Annotated in this window: 16 protein-coding genes; all 16 read right to left on the bottom strand. The window is 40.3% G+C overall.

Features of this window, described 5'->3' with window-relative positions; genetic code table 11:
* Positions 1–5: 5 nt before the first annotated feature.
* Positions 6–530 (bottom strand): Rab family GTPase, encoded by a 525-nt coding sequence (locus RM049_RS09800; protein WP_322704039.1) that lies wholly within the window; start codon positions 528–530, stop codon positions 6–8.
* A gap of 50 nt (positions 531–580) precedes the next feature.
* Positions 581–2,761, bottom strand: coding sequence for an OmpA family protein (locus RM049_RS09795; RefSeq protein ID WP_322704038.1), 2,181 nt, complete (start codon positions 2,759–2,761; stop codon positions 581–583).
* 125 nt (positions 2,762–2,886) lie between these two features.
* The gene (locus tag RM049_RS09790; protein ID WP_292774975.1) at positions 2,887–3,522 is read right to left on the bottom strand and encodes a hypothetical protein; all 636 of its coding nucleotides are present in this window, start codon (positions 3,520–3,522) and stop codon (positions 2,887–2,889) included.
* Between the two features lie 227 nt (positions 3,523–3,749).
* Positions 3,750–8,462 carry a response regulator gene (locus RM049_RS09785; RefSeq protein WP_322704037.1) on the bottom strand — a complete coding sequence of 1,571 codons (4,713 nt, stop codon included), beginning with the start codon at positions 8,460–8,462 and terminating at the stop codon, positions 3,750–3,752.
* A 195-nt stretch (positions 8,463–8,657) separates the two neighbouring features.
* Entirely contained in the window at positions 8,658–10,001 is a 1,344-nt protein-coding gene (locus RM049_RS09780; RefSeq protein ID WP_322704036.1) for a hypothetical protein, read from the bottom strand.
* A 592-nt stretch (positions 10,002–10,593) separates the two neighbouring features.
* A complete protein-coding gene (locus tag RM049_RS09775) occupies positions 10,594–10,806 on the bottom strand; it encodes a CopG family transcriptional regulator (protein ID WP_094351406.1) in 213 nt (70 codons plus the stop codon).
* Between the two features lie 56 nt (positions 10,807–10,862).
* A complete protein-coding gene (locus RM049_RS09770) occupies positions 10,863–11,537 on the bottom strand; it encodes a response regulator transcription factor (RefSeq protein ID WP_322686757.1) in 675 nt (224 codons plus the stop codon).
* Entirely contained in the window at positions 11,534–12,958 is a 1,425-nt protein-coding gene (locus tag RM049_RS09765; RefSeq protein ID WP_322704035.1) for a HAMP domain-containing sensor histidine kinase, read from the bottom strand. Before RM049_RS09765 ends, RM049_RS09770 begins: the two co-directional genes overlap by 4 nt.
* 405 nt (positions 12,959–13,363) lie before the next feature.
* Entirely contained in the window at positions 13,364–16,060 is a 2,697-nt protein-coding gene (locus tag RM049_RS09760; protein WP_322704034.1) for an MGH1-like glycoside hydrolase domain-containing protein, read from the bottom strand.
* Positions 16,061–16,281: 221 nt separating this feature from the next.
* Complete coding sequence (locus RM049_RS09755) at positions 16,282–16,737, bottom strand: VOC family protein (protein ID WP_322704033.1); 456 nt, start codon at positions 16,735–16,737, stop codon at positions 16,282–16,284.
* Between the two features lie 87 nt (positions 16,738–16,824).
* On the bottom strand, positions 16,825–17,796 hold the full coding sequence (locus RM049_RS09750) for a glutathione S-transferase family protein (RefSeq protein WP_322704032.1): 972 nt from the start codon (positions 17,794–17,796) through the stop codon (positions 16,825–16,827).
* 139 nt (positions 17,797–17,935) lie between these two features.
* Entirely contained in the window at positions 17,936–19,987 is a 2,052-nt protein-coding gene (locus RM049_RS09745; RefSeq protein ID WP_322704031.1) for an amylo-alpha-1,6-glucosidase, read from the bottom strand.
* A 185-nt stretch (positions 19,988–20,172) separates the two neighbouring features.
* Positions 20,173–20,814 (bottom strand): GNAT family N-acetyltransferase, encoded by a 642-nt coding sequence (locus RM049_RS09740; RefSeq protein WP_322672438.1) that lies wholly within the window; start codon positions 20,812–20,814, stop codon positions 20,173–20,175.
* A 200-nt stretch (positions 20,815–21,014) separates the two neighbouring features.
* Complete coding sequence (locus RM049_RS09735; protein ID WP_322704030.1) at positions 21,015–21,833, bottom strand: PD-(D/E)XK nuclease family protein; 819 nt, start codon at positions 21,831–21,833, stop codon at positions 21,015–21,017.
* Between the two features lie 90 nt (positions 21,834–21,923).
* Entirely contained in the window at positions 21,924–22,151 is a 228-nt protein-coding gene (locus RM049_RS09730) for a hypothetical protein (RefSeq protein ID WP_322704029.1), read from the bottom strand.
* 85 nt (positions 22,152–22,236) lie between these two features.
* Entirely contained in the window at positions 22,237–22,476 is a 240-nt protein-coding gene (locus tag RM049_RS09725; protein WP_322704028.1) for a hypothetical protein, read from the bottom strand.
* Positions 22,477–22,745 lie beyond the last annotated feature (269 nt).

Here is a 22,745-nt window from a genome sequence, read left to right as displayed (position 1 = left end):
CTTAATTAAATTAAACGAGTGGCTAAAGCTTGAAATATTTTATCAACATTATTACCAGTTTTAGCTGAGGTTACATAAGTGTCTAATATATTAGCTTGATTAGTAAATTGATGCATTTCCCGAATTTTTTCTAAATATTCGGCTGCAATCATATCTGATTTGTTCAGTGCAACAACAATATAGCTGTTAGGATTAACAGCTAAAAAAGTTTGAATATGCTCTTGGATATGATTGAGGGTTTCTGCTTGTGTCACATCACCGACTATCACAGCACCTTTAGAACCTTGAAAATAATTTTTAGCAACTGCTTTAAACTTATTACTACCTTCAATATCCCAAATTATTAACTGTAAATTTGGTTCAACAAGTAGCTCTTGTTTTGAAATAGTAACCAATTTTCGAGAGATTTTTACTCCTACAGTTGAAAGGTATTCATCACTAAACTGACACTCTACAAATTGCCGAATCAGACTGGTTTTACCAACACCAAAGTCACCAAATAAGCATACTTTTTTAGAGATTGTAGACATAATTTAAGGAAAGTAGAGAATGTTTTATCAAAATCATAACTACTATAAACTTAAAATTGCTTGTTTATCGCTTCTAGAGCGACACAACGACTTAACCACAAAGGTTGAGTTTCATCAATTCCTGGTGGTAAATTTGTCCTACCAATGACCTGTAGACGAGATGGCTTGATGCCTAATTTAATCAGTGCTTGTTGTACAGCCTTTGCTCGCGCCAGTGCCAATTTTTGAGATTTGTTCGCGCCAGTACGGTCACTATAACCAATGATTTTTAAATGCTTATTTGGGTGCTGTTCTAGGAAAAACTTGACCTGTTGAACCTTGTACGCTAAATCTACTCTCATTAAATTAGCTGAGTTGGGTTGAAAGTAAAATCGAACTTCAATCTGTGGGGGTTCTACTCGCACCGCACTAGACACAGATTTTACGCCGGGAATTTGCGCAAATGCATTCGCAATAATCTGAGCATCTGCAATTTGGTTGACAGTTCCTTCAACAGCTACTTTACCAGCGATATATTGAGCGGAAATTGCTATATCGTTAGTCTGATTTAAAACTGCTGTAACTCGTTTGACTTCAGCAGCAGCTAATACGGGATCTGCTGGTACTTCTACCAATAAAATTTGATTGTCAATCAACCAATTAGGAGAAGTGATTTTGACAGTTTGCTCGGCTTTTTGGCGAAGAAGTTGATTAGGTAATCGTCCTGTTAGTTTTATTTTGTTGTGTTCTACTTGTACAGTAAGCCGATATACGGCTAGTTCTGGAACAGAAGTTAGAGCCAACGAAGTTTGATTTTCAATGGAATGTATAACTGCACTACGGTATTGCCAAATACCCCAAGGAATGAAAATGGTACTTATAAATGTTAAGATTAATAGCTGTAGTGGCGAGATTTTAGCTTTCTTTTTATCCTGAATATCTGAATTTTTTAGCTTTTCTAGAAGTCTATGAATTTCAATAGGAATTAAATCAGGATCGCCGTCAAATTTTTCAATTAGATTACCATAATTTTTAACAATTTTGCTGAATGCTTGCCGCATTTTCCAAATAAAGTTTTTGCTTGGTTCTCCTCGTACAACAATCGCTAAATAACAGTATCCGGCAACTTCTAAAATTATTTTGGATGTTCCATATTCAATTGCATCTAATTCTGTTATGCTTCCAGATTGATTGATACAATCATTGGCAAAGCTACGAATTGCTGTCAGCATTCCTGCTACCATTTCAGCCTCTAGCTGCTCTACATGAGAGTGCTGAATATCTGAGATAACTAAACCAGATGTTTTATGAATCAAGAAAATGGCTTGAATTGTAAATGGCAGAGCTTCTTTAAGAATTAATTCTGCTTCCGAAACTCCTTGGAGCTTGGCACGAATTTTACGTTTAATACCTTCAACGCTGAGGGTTTCTTCAACTTGTCGGTTAATGGCACGGATTGTCTCTGCCATATATTTGGCTATGGTACTACCAATAATTGGGTAGAGTGCATCCACCACTATATTCTGCTCAATTTCAATTTGCTTTTTTATGGCTCGTCCCATTGCCGGAGCGATCGCATCTGAAACTTCTTCTGGAGCTATAATAATTTGCTGGGAAATAGCTAGAGGAATTACAGGTGCGATCGCTGTACTCATACTAACTTTATTTTGTTCAGTGCGACTGCGGATAGTCTCATCAATGATCGGAGCGATTATTTGGACAATTTCCTCTCTTGACTCTGTAATCTTCAGCTTTAAAAGTTCAGAAATCCACGGTAGTAATAGATTTATTAACTCTTTAGGGTCATAAATTTGATGCTCTATTTTTGTTAATTTTTGTTCCAACCTATCGGTAATATTGTTTATTTCTGTTAGTTCATATCCGACTAATATCTCCCGTAATTTTTGCAATGCATCTTCTGAGTTGTCTAATTTTTCCTCAAATTCTGTAAATATTTCAATAGATTCTTCTAATTCTTCTTGATTAGTTTGTGAGTAATTAGATATATCTTGAGGAAAATTAAAATCCGATTCTAAATAAGCTTCACATACTTCTAATGTCACTGGAGGAAGTTGCAGCAATTCAATTTCTTCTGGAATATACTCATTACTATTATCAGTTTCTGATGGTAATAAAGGAGATTGCTCAGGGGATTCGATAATTTTGAGATCGATAAGCAAATGCAGCAAATTGTCAAGCTGCACAGCTGTTTCTGACTTCAACTCAACAGATTGAGAAACCGAATTTTCCACCTGAGTTATCCTTTTTAGAGTGCTGAGTTAGAGGTTGTGAGTTAGAGGTTATGAGTTTGGAGTCATTATCTCCTTCATATCTCTTTACTTTCTGACTTAATTATGAATTTAATTCTGCTGTACTGTTAGAGTGAGTTAACACTTACTTTTGATAACTTTGTAGTTTCTAAAAGCGGTACAGCAGTATATTCATCGCTGCGTTCATTGGCTGCTTCTCGCAATTTAGGAATAAATTCAGTTTCTTTCAGACGCATTCCCAAGGCAAACAAAGTTTCAGCCATATCGTCTTTAGAAACTTTCGTATCTGTCAGCTGTGAGAAGCGCCGATCTATTTCTTCTAAAATCAGATCCCGTAATGCCGTAACATCATCTTGTAATTGGACTTTAGTTTGAAAGATTTCATCTCGAATCGAGGTAGTTTGACTATCTAAGGTTTCATCAAGCGACTGAACGCTGCTAGAGAACTTTTTATTAAGTCTATCAACCTGTTGCCGTAAGTCAAGAGTTTCTTCTTGAGTTGCGAGGTTCAGTGATTTCAGCTTTTTATCCAGCGACTCAAATCCCGCTTTTAGTTCGGCTGAAAAGTTGGACTTGAGTTGCTCAACATGCAATCGTGTCTGTTGTTGCAGGAGAGATATATCTGACTCCAGCTTGCTAAATCGATTTTCGTACTCTCTTAGCTGGGTTCCAAGAATAATATCGCGGATCTGATCGATATTACCAAGTCTTTCTCGTACATCGTCTCTACTCATCTGACTCATTAGGAAAACCTCACTTTTTGGGAATCAATTGGGAATAATAGATGATGTATTTAACTGATATTTAGGCTAAAAATTCTTAGCTTATGATGCAGCTAACTCACCGAATATACTTTGTTATTATTCCCAATCGGTTAGAATTTCTATCTTTAAAATAGAAAATTAATAATGAGGAATGTAAAATAAGTGTTTTTCATAAGTTACTCAGAAAAAGCGATCCAGTGAATTTATTAAGAAATATTATTATTTAAGGTTGTGGCGTTACTATCTTGACAATTCAAAAAATCTTGGATGCGTTTAATAAAGTCTTCTAACTCTACGATTAAGTTACTAGAACCTCGACGCTCTTGGTTATGAGCTAGTTGTTCTAGTTTTTCTGCTGCCAGATGCATGGTTGTAATTCCCATATTGGCACTAGAACCTTTAATTTGATGACCTTGGAGTATTATTTGCTCAAAGTCATGAGCTGCGATCGCTATTTTAATTAACTCTAGACGAGGTTGAATATCCTCAACAAATATTTGCAGTAGTTCCAATTCAAATTCTGGGTTGTTTTCTGAGAGTTGGTGCAAACGTTCCCAATCAATTGGGAGGTTAACTGCACCGACATCTGTTGTCGAAACTGTTTGTTCTATGGCAGTTGTTTCTTTTGCCTCGAATATCACATTTCCCCAACGCTCTAGTGCTGCCGCCAATTTTTCTTTGATTACTGGCTTGCTCAAATAGTCATCCATTCCGGCATCTAGACACATTTGTTGGTCTTGTCTCATGGCATTAGCTGTCATTGCAATTACCACAGGACGATAACCACTAGCAAAGCTGTTTTCTTGCCAACGATGGATTTCTTTTGTGGTTTCTAAACCATCGAGAACTGGCATTTGGCAATCCATCAGAATTAAATCGTAGGGAATTTTTTCTAATAGTTGCAAAACTTCTTTCCCATTACCAGCAACATCAGCACTATAACCCAGACTTTGAAGTTGTTTCAAAGCAACTTTCTGATTCACCAAATTATCTTCAGCTAAGAGAATTCTTAATTTGTGGTAGTTAGGAGAATAATAGTTGCGGTTGTTTTCAGAATTTTTCAGTTTGAAATCCTGACTTCTGACTTCTAACTCCTGAATTATGACTTCTGTCTCCTCTTCTGGCTGCGTTCCTAAAATAGTCATCATGGTATCGAGGAGTCGGGACGGCTTAATCGGTTTGACTAAATAAGCCGCAAATCCTATTTTTAGCGCTCGTTGGATTTCATCGCGTTGATTAGTAGAGGTAAGCATAATTAAAGGTAGCCCAGCGATCGCTGAATTTGCTTTAATTTGTTCTCCTAAAGTCATGCCATCTATTTTTGGCATCTGCATATCAATCACAGCTATGTCATAGAAATTTTTTTGCTTGGCGGCTTCTTGAATAGCTTTGAGGGCAGTAGTAGCCGAGGCTGCTTGATCCACCAGCATTCCCCAACGAGTAGCTTGATGGTAGATAATTTTGCGATTAGTAGCATTATCATCCACCACTAACAAGCGGCGATTGAGCAAAAGTTCGCGTTCGCCTTCTAAAGAAATAGGGTCGAGTTGCTTGGCGAGAGTTACTTCAAACCAAAACTTAGATCCTTTCCCCAAGCGACTTTCTACGCCCATTTCTCCTCCCATCAAGCTTACCAGTTGCTTACAGATGGCTAATCCCAAACCTGTACCGCCATATTTGCGGGTGGTGGAAGCATCTACTTGGGTAAATGGCTTAAAGAGTTTGGATTGATCTTCAGGGGTAATGCCAAGACCGGTATCTACGATCGCAAAATAGATGGTGGCTGTAGTCAAGGAAAGCGTACGCAATTCTGCTCGTAATACTACCTCTCCCTTGCTGGTGAACTTGATTGCATTGCTAATCAGGTTCATAAGAATTTGTCGCAAGCGGCCGGCATCGCCTTGGAGGTGGGTGGGGACGTTGCTGTAAATTAATCCTGCAATTTCTAATCCCTTATCATGGGCTGAGGGAGCCAATAATTCCAATACTTCTTCTACACAGGTAGATAAGTCAAAATCTAGAGTTTCTAGTGCCATTTCCCCAGCCTCTAGTTTGGAAAGATCCAAAATTTCGTTGATCAGGCTTAAGAGAGCATCGCCACTAATACGAATTGTCTCCATAAAATCTCGCTGCTCGGAATTTAGGGGAGTTTCTAACATTAAGCTTGTCATCCCCAATACAGCATTCATGGGAGTCCGAATTTCATGACTCATGTTGGCCAAAAAGGCACTTTTGGTTTGAGAGGCTAATTCAGCTTGGTGACGAGCAATTTCGAGTTCTCGTCGTTGTTGAGTTTCTGCATCTAACATTTGGGCTTGGGCTAAGGCAATACCTACTTGATCGGCTATTTGGCGTAAAAGATGAGTTTCAAAGCTAGACCATTGGCGGGAACTGCCGCACTGATGGACAATCAGCAAACCGCAGAGTTCTTCTTTGACAAGAATGGGTATGACTAAATTACACTGGACTCCAAATTGTTGCAGTAATTCGAGATGATTTTTTTGGACTTCAGCTATATCCAAGTCAGCAAGCCCCAGATTCGGTTTTTGACGGTACTGTTGTAGATAGTACTGCTGGATGTATTCGGCTTGAAAGTAAGCATTGACTAGCTGTTTCTCTTTAATTGCTAGCCAGCCAGAAATTACTGCCTCAACCACGGTAGCTCCAGAGCCATCAGCCAAAGGCTGATAAATCAAAACTCGATCGCTATGGAGAATTTTTTGAACCTCGGTGACAGTAATTTGGAGAATTTCTTTGATTTGCAAAGACTGACGAATTTTGAGGGTAATTTCAGTAAATAGTTGCGATCGCAAGTTTTGGCGTTGGAGTTGTTCTTCTGCCTGCTTGCGCTCAATAAACTGCCCTACTTGCTCGCCAATCAAATTCATGACTTTTGCCAAATCTGGGTCAGCTTGCTGGATTTTATGGCTAAAGCAGGTAATCACACCGATGATTTTTTTACCACTACAGATCGGAAAACCGAAAGCTCCGTGCAGTTCTGCTTCGGCAGCGATTTGAGAGCGGATAAAATTCCGATCTTTAACGACATCAGCGATCCAAACAGGTTCAAGACTAGCCCAGACACGGCCAGGCAGCCCAATTCCTGGTGCAAATGTAATCAGCCGACTGAGGATGTCAAACTCTTGCATCTCAAAGGAGATTTTATACCATGAATTTAGCAAAGACAGTAGATTTGCTCGCCCATCTACTATCCAAAATTCACTAAAATCCCATCCCAAACTTTCGCAGATTCCTTGCAAGATTTGGGGCATGGCTTCGTTGATTGTGGCTGACTCTGCTAAGATCCGGGTTGTAACATACTCTGCTTTGAGATGCTGTTCAGTTCGTTGGCGTAAGCGAAGTTCTTCAAAGACATCGCTGATGTCAATACCTGTAGCAACAATGTATTCAACGTGCCCCTCATAGTCTTTCAAGGTAGTGTTAGTCCAAGAAATGAGCCGCCGGCTGCCATCCTTAGTTACCCAATAGTTTTCGTATTCTTTGGGCGCTTCACCAGATCGCAACTGCTCAAAAACTGCTTTCACCAGCTCTACCTGTTCGGGAAGTAGAAATAGGTTCCAGAAATGCCTTCCTTTCACCTCATCAAATGAGTAACCAGTAATTTGTTCGCAAGCTTGATTGAAGCGAACGATTTGCCCTTTCGTGTCAAGAACTATTACTAAAGCGCTGGTTGTATTCAGGACTGCTGAGATAAAGTTGCGCTCTTGATTCAGTGTTTCCTCTGTTAATTTCCGCTCTTTTCCTTCACGGTAAATAAAGTAGTAGACTATAGCCAGAATCAAAAAACTTAAACAAATCGCGATCGCCAGTGTCAAAACTGTGTTGTTAGCACTGGCTTTTGCAGCTTGTGACTGCTGTTGAAGCAACCCTCTATCCTGATTTTCTATCTCATGGACGGTCTTGCGGATATCATCCATGAGATGTTTTCCTTGATTTGTCTGGATTACCTGCAACGCCGCCTCAAATCCCTGGTTTTGACGCAGGTATATAGTCTGCTTAAGTATGGCAAGTTTTGCAGCTATCAGAGATTCAAGAGTTGCGAACTGCTTTTGTTGGTTAGGTTGATCTGCAATTAAATCCTTCAGTTTTACAATTTTGCGATCGATGTTTCCAATTACTGCTTGATAAGGTTCTAGATAACTTTCTTGTCCAGTGAGGATGTAACCGCGTTGTCCAGTCTCAGCATCTTTCATCTCAGACAGTAATTCTTCTAGTTGATTGATTTTCTCTTGGGTTATTTGTACTTGCTTATTCGTATCAATCAATATATGTGTGTTTTGATAAGAAATCACGCCAATCAAAACTAAAACTGCCGATGCTAACCCAAACCCTCCAGCTATCCTTTGAAAAAATTGTTTGCGTGTCTTCTGGGACTGTTTGCGTGTATCACTTGCCAATACCAAACTTGCTAAATTGCGGCGCATTTCTAGTTGCTTAATTACCTGGCGACCAATAATTCGTAATGCTTCAACTTGTTCTGGAGAGAGGTTTCTTGGTACACGATCGATTACACAAAGTGTTCCTAGTGCATATCCTTCAGGGTTAGTCAGCGGTACACCAGTATAAAACCGAATATTTGGATCGGAGGTGACAAGGGGGTTTGTTGCAAACCTTTCGTCAGCTGTTGCATCAGGTACAACAAAAACTTCAGGTTGCAGAATAGCATGGGCGCAGAATGCCAAATCACGGGGTGTTTGTAGGGCATCCAAACCGACTTTTGACTTGAACCACTGACGATTAGTATCAATTAAGCTGATTAAGGCAATGGGAGTTCCACAAATATATGAGGCTAAACGGGTGAGGTCGTCAAAGGCTGCTTCCGAAGGAGTGTCGAGTATTTTATACTGCAAAAGAGATTCAATTCGCTGTGTTTCGTTATCAGGTAATGGTGCTTTCATTCTCCAGCCTTATACCATTTTGGATTTTAAAAATAGAATTCAGAATGATGAATTCAGAATCCAGGAGTTAGAAGTTAGAAATTAAAATTAAGAATACTTTGATAGTCAAAGTATTCTTAATTTTAAAAAAATCAAAAAAATATAGCACTTGATTCTATATTTATTCAGCAATTCTGACTCCTGAATTCTTTTTTGTTAAAATTTGACCCGCAACTGTCCTGTGAAGGAATTACCACCGTAGGCGCTTCCACCGGTTTCTTGATTGCGGACATTACTAAAGCTATAGCCCAAGTCTGCTTCTATACTGGGCGACAGTTTTACCGTACAGCGCGTTTGATAGGTATTGGCGTTGTCAAATTCTCCTTTAAGTCGCTGTCGTCCTAAATTGGCAGCGAGGCGACAGCGTAAGAAATTAGCAATATCTCCTTCCCAAGCTACCTCACCGTTGTAAACTAGGAAATCTGGTGGAGAAAAATAACCGCTTGTGCGTTCTAAATCGCGATCGTAACTCCAAGTAAATAAGTTAGCTGCCAAAGAAAATTGTCCGAACTTGCGCTCTAACCTACTAAAAGATTGCACCTCGGAATTACCATCGTTATAATTACCCAAACGCAATGACGAAAACAAGCTGGTATTACGGTCAATCTGCCAGTATAAATCAGGGCCAAATCGCCAAGCAGTAATTTGATTGTCTAAAGTTCGAGCGTTAGATTTATAAGGCCCTTGTTCTAAATTACCTGATATTATTGCTGCCGATAGCAATCGACCTGATGACGAAACTCGCGGCGGCGAAATGGGAGCATCCACTTTAACATTGAGATTGATCGCTGTGGGTAAACGATTGAACACATCAACTCCCGCTGCTGTTTGTAGAGTTAGTTGTCCAATTTTTCCTTGCCATCCAACTTGCAAAGGAAAATTGGTAATTGATTCAACACCGCGTTGCTCAAAGAAGTTAAAACCTGTCTTGAAAAATATTTTATTGCCATTTCTCAATCGAAACTGAGCTGTTGGTTCTAGGAAAAAATTTGTTTGGCCAAAGTTGTCTGTCTCATAGTGATAGTCTGTATCAATACTTTCCAAAACTGCATCCGGCGTTTTTGCTTCAGTGGCAGTTGTTGGCGGACTAGAATTCTGCTGCGGTGGTTCGGGTAGCGATCGCGGACTAGAATTCTGTGCTGGTTCGGGTAGCGATCGCGGGCTAGAATTCTGTGCTGGTTCGGGTAGCGATGGTGGTAATCGCAAATCAGGATTGAAGTTTTCCGGTGCTGCCAGCAAAATAGGTGTTGGTTTTAATCGATAGGGGAGTGGTTTTGAGTATTGTGCTGACTCAGAATTTACTGTGGTGACTTGCTCAGTCAATCCTAAAGGTGATTTCCAGGTCTGATGTGCTTGGGCTGCTTGTAATTTAGCTTCTGATAATATCCAAATACCTACGCTACAGATTACTCCCAATTGAATCTGTAGGCATCCCAAAAGAAATACAGCGTACAAACTATATCGAGAAACAAAGAGATAAGGTCTTAAACTATATACCATCGGTTAATACTATATTTGTAAATGCAAAACTTGCTGCCAAATAGTTTTCTGGCTGCTAGCTGATGTATTCGGGCTGGAATTATGATGCCCATAATCGATGCTTGTTAAGACATAAGAAAGGCAAAAAGCGTAAAGGCATTAATTTGGCGGGATATAGAAGTTCCCAGGTGCAGAAAGTACATATCAAAACCCCACCCCCAACGCCTCTCCTTGGTGAAAAGAGGGGTTGGGGGTGAGGTTAAGCTGTAGCTGATTCTGATTAGGAAACGCTAGACATCTTGCAAAAGTAAATTTTGCAAGATGTTGGGGAAAGATTAAAGGGAAAGGGAAAATTCCATCCTTTCCCCTTTAGAGGATGTCTGAAAAGTTTTTTTTGTATACATCTAACCCTTGGAGATCCCCATAAATCCCCCTTAATAAGGGGGACTTTAAGACTCTTATTCCCCCCTTTTTTAAGGGGAGCCAGCGCGGTCTTGGGGGTTTCCCCCATGAGCGACTGGCGTGGGCTAGGGGGGATCAAGAAATATTTGATACTTCTCAGACATCCTCTTACCCCACTTCTGCAATAAGTCTGCTATATTCGAGTCGATAGTTAGTGTGATTTTGACGAACTGCCAACAGTGATTTTTGAGTCTGCTGTTCCCATCTCAGAGTTTTCAGCATTGTCAACCTCAAGACTTCGGAGCAATTCTCGAATTACATCTGTTGCTGGTCTTCCTGTGAGAGTACAGTATTGTTCAAGTTTCTTCATTTCCTCGGTTGTGAGATTTACTGTCAGTCGTTTAACCGCCCATTTTTTCTTCATAATTTTCTTTTATCTTGAATATGTTGCTTTTTCTCGAAATCACCAACTCATTACGATTACTCCCGTAGTGCATAGCCTACACCACGGACTGTATGAATCAAACGTCTTTCATTATTTTCTTCTAACTTGAGTCGCAAATAACGAATATATACTTCAATAATATTAGAATCACCCATGAAATCGTAACCCCAAACTTTCTCTAAAATTTGATCTCTAGTAAATACTTGACGAGGATGTGAAAGGAGATATTCTAATAAGTCAAATTCTTTTGCTGTTAACTGAATGCTTCGTTTTTCCCGAAATACTTCACGAGTGCGCCGATTTAAGCTTAAATCTTCAAATTGCAACAAATCCTCGTCTGTTTCTTGCGTGCGCCGGAGATGAGCGCGAATTCTAGCTAATAGTTCCTCAATGCTGAAGGGCTTAACTACATAATCATCAGCTCCTGCATCTAATCCGGCGACGCGATCGCTAACTTCATCTTTTGCTGTCAACAAAATCACTGGTACTGTACTACCTGTTGTTCGCAAACGCCGACAAATTTCTAAACCCGTCAACCCTGGAAGCATCCAATCCAGAATTGCTAAATCTGGTGAGGAGTCTCGCGCCAGAGTCAAGCCTGCAATGCCATCATGAGCAACACTTACTCGGTATCCTTCGCTATTAAGCTCTAATTCGACAAATCGCGCCAGTTTGACTTCATCTTCCACCAAAAGGATATGTGCTGTCATATATATATAGGTAAACTGATTGTAAACATACTCCCTTCTCTTAACTTTGATTCCACACTGACACTACCCCCCATCCCTTCTACAAGTGTCTTAACAATCGATAAGCCCAAACCACAACCCCCAGTATTATGAGAACGAGATTCATCTACACGATAAAATCTCTCAAATATCCGTGCTTGCTGTTGCAAAGGAATGCCATAACCTTTGTCACAAACTTGAATAATAGCCCGATCTTGAAGCCGAGCTAACTTAAAAATTATGGGTGTGTCAGCATTAGAATACTTAATGGCATTATCAATTAAATTTAATAATACTTGTTTAAAGCGACTATAATCTGCTTTGATCTCAATTGGATAAATTTCTGATTCGATTGTAATTGTGCGATCGCTATATTTTTTTGCCATCATGACAACTTCTTCAACCAAGTCATTCAACACATAAGATTTTATTTGAAAATATAAGTAACCACTATCTGCACGTGCTAGATCGAGTAAATCTTGTAGCAGACGGATAGTGCGTTCAGCTTCCGATGCCGCAGTTTCTAAAGCTTCTTGTTGAGTTTTGGTTAAGTTATTCTGCCTTCGCAAGACGCTTTGCAAATAACCATGTACAATCGTTAAAGGTGTGCGTAATTCATGGGAAACATTACTCACAAATTCTCGCTCTTGCTCCCATGATTGAGAAAGGCGCGATAACAGCATGGTTAAAGTTTGAGCTAATTCTTTAACTTCACTGGGTGCATTATCAAGATATAGCTGTGCTTGTCCTAAATCTTCAGCAGAAATCACAGAAGCCATTTGATTTAGCTGGCGCAAAGGTTGCAGAGAACGCTTAATGTAGAATGCGATCGCAGCAGTTAAAACAATAATTGCCAAAGCACTAGTAATACCTAAACTCTGCATCATTACGATAAACATTTTCTGTTCGCGGGTAATATCCTTGACTACAAATAACTCACCCAATAACTTACCCTGCACTTGCACAGAACTACCACATAAAACAAAATAGCTTTGGTTTACTTTGTAAACTTGTGGTTTAATCGGTATCTTTGTCAGAGTCATTAACTCAGCTATCGTAGCATCAGATAATAAATCCAAAGTGGTAGATTTTGCCAAAATTTTATTATCAGGACTTTTTAGCCATAATAATATATTGGTATTTGCTAAATTATTAATAGCCTTTTGCAACCCAGTTTCAGGTTGCATCATTTCACTATAAATTTGCACATCTTGCGGCAAGCGCTTGGCAATTTCTTCTATATTATATTTATGACTATCAACTAAAATTTGCTGCATTTTGCAGCTAGTCCATGTAGCAAGGCTACCTAATACCAAAGCTGAAAATGATGCAATACCAACCGTGAGGCGTGACTGCAAGGAAAATGGATCTATATTTATCCTAAATTTTATGATTTGCTTCACTGTTCCGGTTGCATTTTAGGTGTTTAATAAATCTTAAAAAATAAAATCAAACTGCTAAATGTGAGCTTGCTGTTAACTGTTACATCTTTAGTTATAGCTGATTTTAACTTACTTCTGTTGCATATCTACAGGGAAAAGTACAGCTATTACCAAAAGATTGCTAAATATTTTTATCTCATCGCCCTCTCAAATCCGCGAATTATTATTTAATAATATAAATGCATTTATTAGTAATTAAATTAATTTATGCTGAGAATTACCTTAAAATTTGTAATACTATTTTTTATATTTCTAGCTTGACTGAACGCAGATATTAAAAGTAAATTTTGCTATTTAACCAGAAAGAATAAAGGCAAATAACAAGTCTTTTGAATGAGGGTGAGGTAGGAGTGGGTTTAGATGTCCTTACCTTATTTTATCCTTCTCTATTTCTGGTTCTTGATGCTGTGCTTCATATTCACCAAATTGCTGGATTAATTTGGCAACTAAACCTGTCCAGCCAGTTTGATGACTAGCACCAATTCCGGCTCCGTTATCACCATGAAAATACTCATAGAATAAAATCAGATTTTGCCAGTGTGGATCGTTTTGAAACTTTTGCATTCCACCATAAACAGGACGTTTACCAAAAGAATTTTGCAAGAAAATTCTGGTTAATCGTTGAGATAATTCTGATGCAATTTCCCAAAGTGTCATCATTTGACCTGAACCTGTCGGACATTCCACTTTGAAATCGTCTCCTAGATAATAATGAAACTTTTGCAGAGATTCAATTAGGATAAAATTTACCGGAAACCAAACGGGGCCGCGCCAGTTAGAGTTACCACCAAATAAACCACTAGTAGATTCAGCCGGTTCATAATCGACTCGAAATTGCGAACCATTAACATCAAAAATATAAGGATTTTCAGCATGAAATCTCGAAAGTGCCCGAATGCCATAAGGGCCAAAAAACTCGCTTTCATCCAGCATTTTTTGCAGAATACTTCTGAGCTTATCTCTAGAAACGATCGCCAGTAATCTCCTCGCACCCACTCCTTTTGTTTCCATACAAGCTACATTTTGCCGCAAATCAGGACGGTTTTGGATGAACCATTCCAATCGCTTTTTAAAACCAGGAAGCAATTTTAAAGTTTCTGGTTCAATAGTTTCAATGGCAAATAGAGGAATTAAACCTACCATTGATCTAACTTTTAAGGTAATTTGTCGTTCGGGTAAATGCAGCACATCATAATAAAATCCATCGGAATCATTCCATAAACTAGCTTCTATTTCGCCGATGTTATTCATAGCATCGGCAATGTAAAGAAAATGCTCAAAGAACTTGGTAGCAATGTCTTCGTAAACAGGATTAGTCTTGGCTAATTCTAAAGCGATCGCTAACATATTTAAACAATACATTCCCATCCAACTCGTACCATCAGATTGGTCAATGTGCCCGCCAGTAGGTAAAGCTGCGCTGCGGTCAAATACACCAATATTATCTAAACCGAGAAATCCACCTTGAAAGACGTTATTACCCTGAGTATCTTTGCGATTTACCCACCAGGTAAAATTGAGCATTAGTTTCTGAAATACCCTTTCTAAAAACTGTCTATCTGTTCGTCCGTAAATCTTCTGCTCAATCTTGTAAATTCGCCAAGTTGCCCAAGCGTGAACAGGTGGATTAACATCACCAAAAGCCCATTCATAAGCAGGAATTTGCCCGTTAGGATGCATATACCATTCCCGTGTTAAAACATCCAATTGATACTTAGCAAAATCAGGATCGATCATAGCCAAAGGAATAGTATGAAATGCCAAATCCCAAGCTGCAAACCAAGGATATTCCCACTTATCGGGCATAGAAAGAATATCTTTATTGTAGAGATGAAACCATTCCCGATTTCTCCCTTGTTGCCGTTCTGGAGGTGGTGCTGGTGTATTGCGATCGCCTTTCAACCAATCCTCTACAACATAGTGATAATATTGTTTACTCCACAGCATTCCAGCAAATGCTTGTCGTTGCACATTTCGCATATCTTCACTGAGAGGAAATGGTGTAACGCGCTGATAAAATTTATTTGCTTCCTGTTGTCGTTCCCAAAAGATTATATCAAATTCTTTGCCAAATGGCTCAACTAAATTATGTACATCACTCAATCGCAATTTAACGATTTTCGTTTCACCTGCACCAACTGTCAAAAAATAATCGGCAGATGCTTTAGTGCCAAATTTATTTGGATTTCTTACCTCTTTTTTACCCTGAACAATGTAATCATTAATGCCATCTTTGACATAGGCAGACGAATTAGAATAGCCAAACAATCGCTGATAATTTGTTTCGTTTTCTGTAAAAAGAATTTCGTTTGCTTCTTGACAATACAGCCATCTTTTACCTAAAGTTGGATGAAACGCCTCAATGAAATTAAAGCCATTACCAGATTCGACCTCTTTTAAAGTCGGTTTGTTGATATCTCCATTCCAACACCAAGTGTTACGAAACCAGAGAGTAGGTAATAGGTGTAGGGTTTTTGCTTCCGATCCTCGGTTGATTACTTTTATTTGGATGAGAATATCTTCAGCATCATTTTTGGCATATTCGATAAAGACATCAAAGTAACGATTTTCATCAAATATACCTGTATCTAGTAATTCAAATTCTGGCTCTTGGCGATTTCTGCGTTGATTTTCTGCAACCAATTGGGAGTAAGGAAAGGCTTTATGGGGATATTTATAAAGCACTTTCATATAAGAATGGGTAGGAGTATTGTCTAGATAAAAATAATATTCTTTAACATCTTCCCCATGATTTCCTTCGCTACCAGTTAGACCAAAAAATCTTTCTTTGAGAATAGAATCTTCGCCATTCCAAAGTGCGATCGCAAAACAAAGTCGTTGATGATTATCAGAAATGCCAGCAATGCCATCTTCACCCCAACGGTAGGCGCGAGAACGAGCCTGATCGTGGGTAAAATAGTCCCAGGCTGTACCGTTGTGACTGTAATCTTCGCGCACCGTTCCCCATTGGCGATCGCTTAAATATGGCCCCCATCTGCGCCAATGAGCTTTGTGAGTTAGGGCTTCTGCTAATCTAATTTCTTCTTGGGTTAAAATTGTCATAATATCACCCTATGCATATCTGTATTTTAGTCCAGCTAATTTGCTATCTGGAGTATACTTTTTCTACCTAAGATAGGGCTGAAGTTATAATTAATAATTGATAGTAAAACTGGTATACTAATAAAATTTGCGATCGGACGATCGCAAGTTGAAAATAAGCAGACGAAATCGACACTATTAATTAACCACAAACAGCGAAGGGGACTAATGCTAACTTCAACCTATTGGTTGATAGCCTCTAGATATGGCCGCGGTTGGTGAAAACCCTGAAGTGAAGCATCGACGATCAGGCAAACTTCGATATGCATACCATCAGGATCGGAAAATGACAAGTTAAGTACTGGCCCAAGATCGGCGATCGCGCCATCACTCACACCTCGATCTATGAGTTTGCGGCGGATAATCTGGAATGCTGATTCTGTTGGCGCATTCAAAGCTAAGTGGTCGATATGTCCTCGTGCAAACATATCCGGCAATCCAGAACTATGAATATTATTAGGCATCTCTGCTGCGTGAAGTACGCTCTGCGATCCAGCTAGCAGAAGTGCGTGACGAAAGGCTGGAGTCGTCTCTTGAAAGATTACTGGCATCTCGAATACATCAGTATAGAAGTCGATAAAGCGGTCGATATCTGCTGTCACCACTGCAACATGGTGGATACCTGATACAAGGCTCATGGTGTTACTCCAGTTAGATTGTGCAATTTTTTTTCTATGAATTAAAGAGCGATAACTTCTCTAGGAGACGTTTTAGTGAAGCGATGTCTACGACGGGCTTACGCCTACGCGATCGTGCTGTTGGTCAAAATCAACGATCGGCCCCTTCGGCACAATTCGATTTGGATTAATATCAGTCATACTCATGTAATAGCCGCGTTTGGTATAGTCTAGATTGCAAGTCGCTTTGAATGGCTGACGCTGATATAGGTCTAGTAGATAATTCCAGAGATTTGGATAGTCGATAATTCGCCGCAAATTGCATTTAAAGTGACCGTAATACACTGAATCGAAGCGATACAGAGTTACAAACATACAAATATCGGCTTCAGTAAGTTGATTGCCACATAAATATCGTTGCTGGCTGAGAATGGCTTCCCATCGATCTAAACTCTCGAAAAGTTCTGTCACCGCATCTTCGTAAGCTGCTTGCGAAGTCGCAAAACCAGCGCGATATACACCAGCATTGATTGGCAGATAAATTGCATCGATCGTTTGATCAATCTGATGCTGTAAGTCGCGTGGGTATAAGTCTATTTTTTGTGTTGCCAATTCCCCAAACTCTACATCAAACATCCGCATGATTTCGCGAGATTCGTTATTGACGATTGTTTGAGTTTGCTTATCCCACAATACCGGAACAGTAACTCGTCCTGTGTATTTGGGATCGGCTTTCAGATAAATTTCTTGCAAATATTGAGTGTGATTCACCCAGTCAGGAATAGCTCCCGGTGCTTCAGAAAACATCCATCCCTTGTCGCTCATAATCGGATCGACGATAGAGACTGAGATTGCATCATTCAAACCTTTGATTTCTCGCATAATTAAAGTGCGATGCGCCCACGGACAGGCTAAGGAAATGTAGAGGTGATAGCGTCCTGCTTCTGCCTTAAACCCACTAGAACCATCGGCGGTGACGCGATCGCGAAACGTTGTCGGCGTTTCCTTGAACTTACCGCTAGGATCTGATTTATTCCCATTGGTTGTCCATTTACCTTCGATCATCATTCCAGACGGCATAATTTCCTCCTAACACTAAAACGTGTCTATAAACTTTTGAGGATTACTTCAGCATTACGCCTTTGCTTTTCTGAAGGATGTGAATTTCTTAAAAATTCTTGACAAAATCGACTTTGTTCATATATTACAGTTCGGCCTATCAACTCGTTGTTACCAACCAAGCACGCAAAACCTCTGCCACTGTCCACGCTTGAGCAATACATCCCCGTGGAGTCATCGGAGCATCACCATCAAAAATTTCGCTGAGACTGCCAACACCGTGTGCAGTCAGATGATTAGCCATTGGTTCCAAAAATTGACGAGCCTGCTCAGGATTTTTGTAGACGCGCAGATGTGCTAAGACAAACGGCCCTAATAACCAACCCCAAACTGTCCCTTGGTGGTAAGCTCCATCACGTTGATACTGATTGCCACCGTATTTACCCTGAAATTGAGGACGATCGGGGGAAAGCGATCGCAACCCGTAAGAAGTCAGCAGCGATCGCCCGCAAGCTTCCACTACACCCTTCTGCTGGGTAGGTGTGAGCGGACTTTCTGGTAATGAGACAGCAAATATTTGGTTAGGACGTAACAACCCATCATCACCATCAGGACTGTCTAAAACGTCATAGCAATAACCTGTCTCTTCATTCCAGAAGCGAGAAAATCTATACTTTGCCCGCTCTGCCATTGCTTCATATTCTTGGTGGGGTTTACCAAGCTGACGGGCAAACTTTGCCATTGTCCGCAGAGCATTATACCAGAGGGCATTAACTTCGATTGGTTTGCCAATTCGGGGCGTAACTACCCAATCGTCAACTTTGGCATCCATCCAGGTCAGTTGTACGCCTGCAACGCCTGCATAAAGTAAGCCATCGGCGGCATCGAGATGGATGTTGTAGCGTGTACCGCGACAGTGCCAATCAATGATGTCTGCAAGTATGGGAAAGAGTTCACTTAGCAAAGTATCATCGTCTGTAGCGCTGTAGTAAGCGCGGACTGCTTCAAAGTACCAGAGTGTGGCATCGACTGTATTATATTCTGGTTGCTCGCCCGCATCGGGAAAGCGATTAGGCAGCATTCCCTGGTCTACATATCTGGCAAAGGTGCGAAGAATTGAGCGTGCTACCTCTGGACGACCAGTGGAAATTGTCAAACCAGGTAGACTAATCATCGTGTCGCGTCCCCAGTCGCTAAACCAGTGATAACCAGCGATGATGGTTTTGCCGTAGGGGTCTTCTGGCAATGAGCGATCGACAATAAACTGGTCAGCAGCTAGTACTAGATGGTCGATCCAGCTAGGTGATTCTTTAATTTTCAGGGGTCGATTAGTTTTCCAAAATCCTGTTAACTTCTGCTCTTGAGCGCGACGTAACTTTAGTGCAGCTTCACCGTTGAGATTTGGTTGTTTTTCTGTGCTGGCTACAAATGCGATCGCTTCCCCAGGATTCAGTGTAACTTCAAAAGTGGCGGCGTGGAGGTGGTCTTCTCGATCTCTCAATCCCCGATAGCGTTCAACTGCCAAGTCAAAGCCATGATACCAATTATGAACAACAGATGTATTAACACGTGAAATGCTGCGTAGCTTGCCGCCGTAGGCATCGCCTTTAGGTGAATCACTCAGTAGATATAGTGGTACAGCACCCGGATAAGCAGTTACACAAATCCCCTGTTCCACCTCGTCAACAGACATCTGCCAACCATTGCTTTGAGTATCGCTGTGATAATCGCGGTAGTTGACTATTGCTTTGAGCCTCAACTTTAGCGGTTGGGTGGCACGACGCAAAGTATACTGAACATAAGTTGTATTAGCGCCTTGTTGCATCCACACCCGTTTTTCTAATAAGGCATCGGCAATAGCAAAACGCCATACAGGAATTGTACCTTCTAGAGAAAAACGTTCAATATGCTGATAACCGTGCGGACTGACAATACCATCTGCCCAACGATTAGTGTCTAGAGAATAAGAGCGAGCCTCCTGCAAAGGAGCTGCGCTAACGCCATACAATACAGTTTCATCTAGTTTTGTCAGCATTAAAGTGCGACCCAAAGGTGGTTTCAATGCTGCTACCAATAGTCCGTGATAGCGGCGAGTCAATAAACCAGCCACAGTCCCAGAGGCGTAACCACCAATACCGTTAGTAACTAACCACTCCCGCGATTCTGCAATGTCAAGATTGCTGCAGATTTCTCGCCCAAATTCTATACACATAAGTCACACCACTTTGCTCTAAATTCAAAATTCACAATCGCCATCATGCTTTTCTCTCTGCGTTTTCTATGCGTCTACGGTTTAAAAGTCATTTATTGAACTACAGAGGCGCAGAGAACACGGAAAAAAGAGGAATTCTTGTCCAAAAATTTTACCCAAATTGAAAGGGCTACTCCTAACTTTTGTTAGATTGGGGATTGATCCTCAGTTATTTGAGATTCACTCACTAGAGGATTGAGGACGACTTCATTTGCTACACTATCAGCTTTACGGGCACGAATTGCTGGACGCGATCGCCTGTAACCTGCTCTTTCAGCTTTTTGGTGTTCGTAATCAATCAATCTGCCATAATATTCATGCTTGCTTAAATTCATCGACAAAAAAATATGCTGGCGGATATTACCAAAACCTTTGCGATTAAAAAACTTTAATGCTGAAGTATTGGTGGGGTCAGTATCTACCAGCATAAACCGCGCCCCATCTTCAATCATCCGGGCGACGACCTTATCAACCAACTTGTCTGCAACTCCCCGACGCTGATATTTTGGACTAACTCCCAGCCATAAAATATATCCATAAGTCCAGGATGCTTTGGTGATGATAGTTCCCAAAACGAATCCTGCTAATTCCCCATCTGTTTCAGCCACAAGACAGTATTCTGGATCGGTGTTGTAAAGTCCAATCACTTCCCATTCATCCCAGGTGCGGTATAAATAAGGGTATAAATCGCTGGTAAATAACCCTTCTCCCAAGTGGTAAACGGGAGCAATGTCATCAATTCCTAATTCGCGTACATAAATTGCTTCAGTTTCATCAAAAGTTGACATAAATTTAGAAATTGTGATTTATTTACTATAGATATGTTGTTGAATGAAAAAAAAGAGCATTTACCGAATCTAGCTTTTTAAATCAAAATGCTTTCAAATGTTTTAGAGTTAGAAAAAGGACTTTACATTACTTTTTAATTTTCCACAAGACTCTACAGATATAAGGAATCTGTTTTAGCAACCAAATCCTGCGGATAAAATCAAAGTGAGACTTCTTGAATACTGTCAAAATTTGGCAATGAGTCTTTCACTGCATCTTCAGTCGCTTGTGTGCGTAGTTTACCGCCGTAGGCATCGCACCGTTTAGCAAACTGACAATAATCACAGTTTTTGCTACCCTCCACCACTTGGGGAAACTGCTGGTTATTTTGATAATTTTCCAACCAATGAGTTAACTGACTTAATAGTTGATTAAGTTTCTTTCCTGTTTGTGCGTGTTGAGCCGTATTGTAATTAAATTTAATATTTTGGGGTTTGCCTTCAGATTGAACAAACCAATAAGTCATAGAAATCTTTTCTGGCAAATAGTCGCTAGTTTCTGCCAATACATATAGATAAAGCCGTGTTTGCCAGTTTGATTCTAACTTGCGTTTATTGGGTGGTTTCGGATAAGTTTTCCAGTCGAGAATTTGCGCTTGTTGGTTATCTGCAATCAATAAATCATAGATAACTGTGAGCAAATAATCCTGAACTTGCAGAGTCCGGTAGTGTTCGCTTTCACGGAAAGTTTGATTATCAGATGCAGCCGTTAAAATTTCTGGTGCTGCATCGGCAAAACCTAGCATCCAGCTTTGCAGTTGAGCATCTGCTTCCAGGAAACTATCAATTGGCAAACCCATTTCTCGCTGTTGCATTAGCAAGTGAAAACGACTACCCAAAGTTAGCCGTTCTTCTTGTTCTGGATTTGAGGGAGAATTAAGTTTTTCGAGATACGTATGTTGAAATTTACGCGGACAAGCTTCTAGTAAGTTAAGTTGTCCTTGAGACAGTCGCAATAGTTGAGTGGGAGTTGACAGCATTCTTCTATTTTAGAAGTAAATTATAATCTGCAACTCACCTTTGGCAGACTATCTGTAAAAAACAGGTATTTTTTACTGCTTTTACATCTGCTATTTCAACTCGTCTCGGTCTATCTCATCGTGGGGAGCATCGGAATGTTTACTTTTTCCTTGGGACTTGATTGAGCCAAAGCTGTAGGCTATAGCTATTTTAACGATGTCAAAATATGCTGGATGATTAGCTTTGTTAACGATCGCCAAAGAAATTGACCCTGCCACTAAGATTACTAAAAGTGGCGAAAATGTTTCTACTCCAGAGCCGTTGTTGTTGTTAGACATGATACGATCTCCAAGTGAAAAGTTACGTTACGAAGCCTTTGGCTGACTTCACTCAGCGAAAGGCTATTTATGGTCAGTATGAGCCTTAACCCCAAGACTCGAATATCATGGCGATCGCAAATAGACAGACTAGGAAAATCGCTATCTTCGCAACCCATGACCGGAGACTTGCGGATAAAAGCATCCCAACTATTGCATTTGCCCCCAAAGTGTGAGACACAACAAAGGCTATTCCCAGCCCCAGCAGCCCCAGCAGAAAATATTTGAGTCCTATACAAAACCACCTGAACAACAGATTATCGTTATCTTTGAGACTGGGTTTCATAGTTTTTTTCCTGTTTTGAAAGTTGAATCTAGGTAGCAGTTTGCGCTCCCCCGATCACACTAAAGAAACAGCGAATTCTCCACAGCTTTGCTCCCACTAAATCAAGGTAGACAAAAGTCCTACTCCTGAGTGGAGTGGGAATACCAATCAAAGGTGGTCTTGATATTTGCAGATGATGAAAAATTAAGCTCTTTGATGAATTTTCAGGGCAATCTGGATATCAAAAATTAGGCGCTCAATGCGCGTAGTTGCATAGAAGGTGTACTACG

Source organism: Nostoc sp. DedQUE04, assembly GCF_034530995.1.
Classification (GTDB): Bacteria; Cyanobacteriota; Cyanobacteriia; order Cyanobacteriales; family Nostocaceae; genus Nostoc.
Note: the sequence above shows the minus strand (reverse complement) of the source record. Positions and strands in the feature narration are given on the sequence as shown.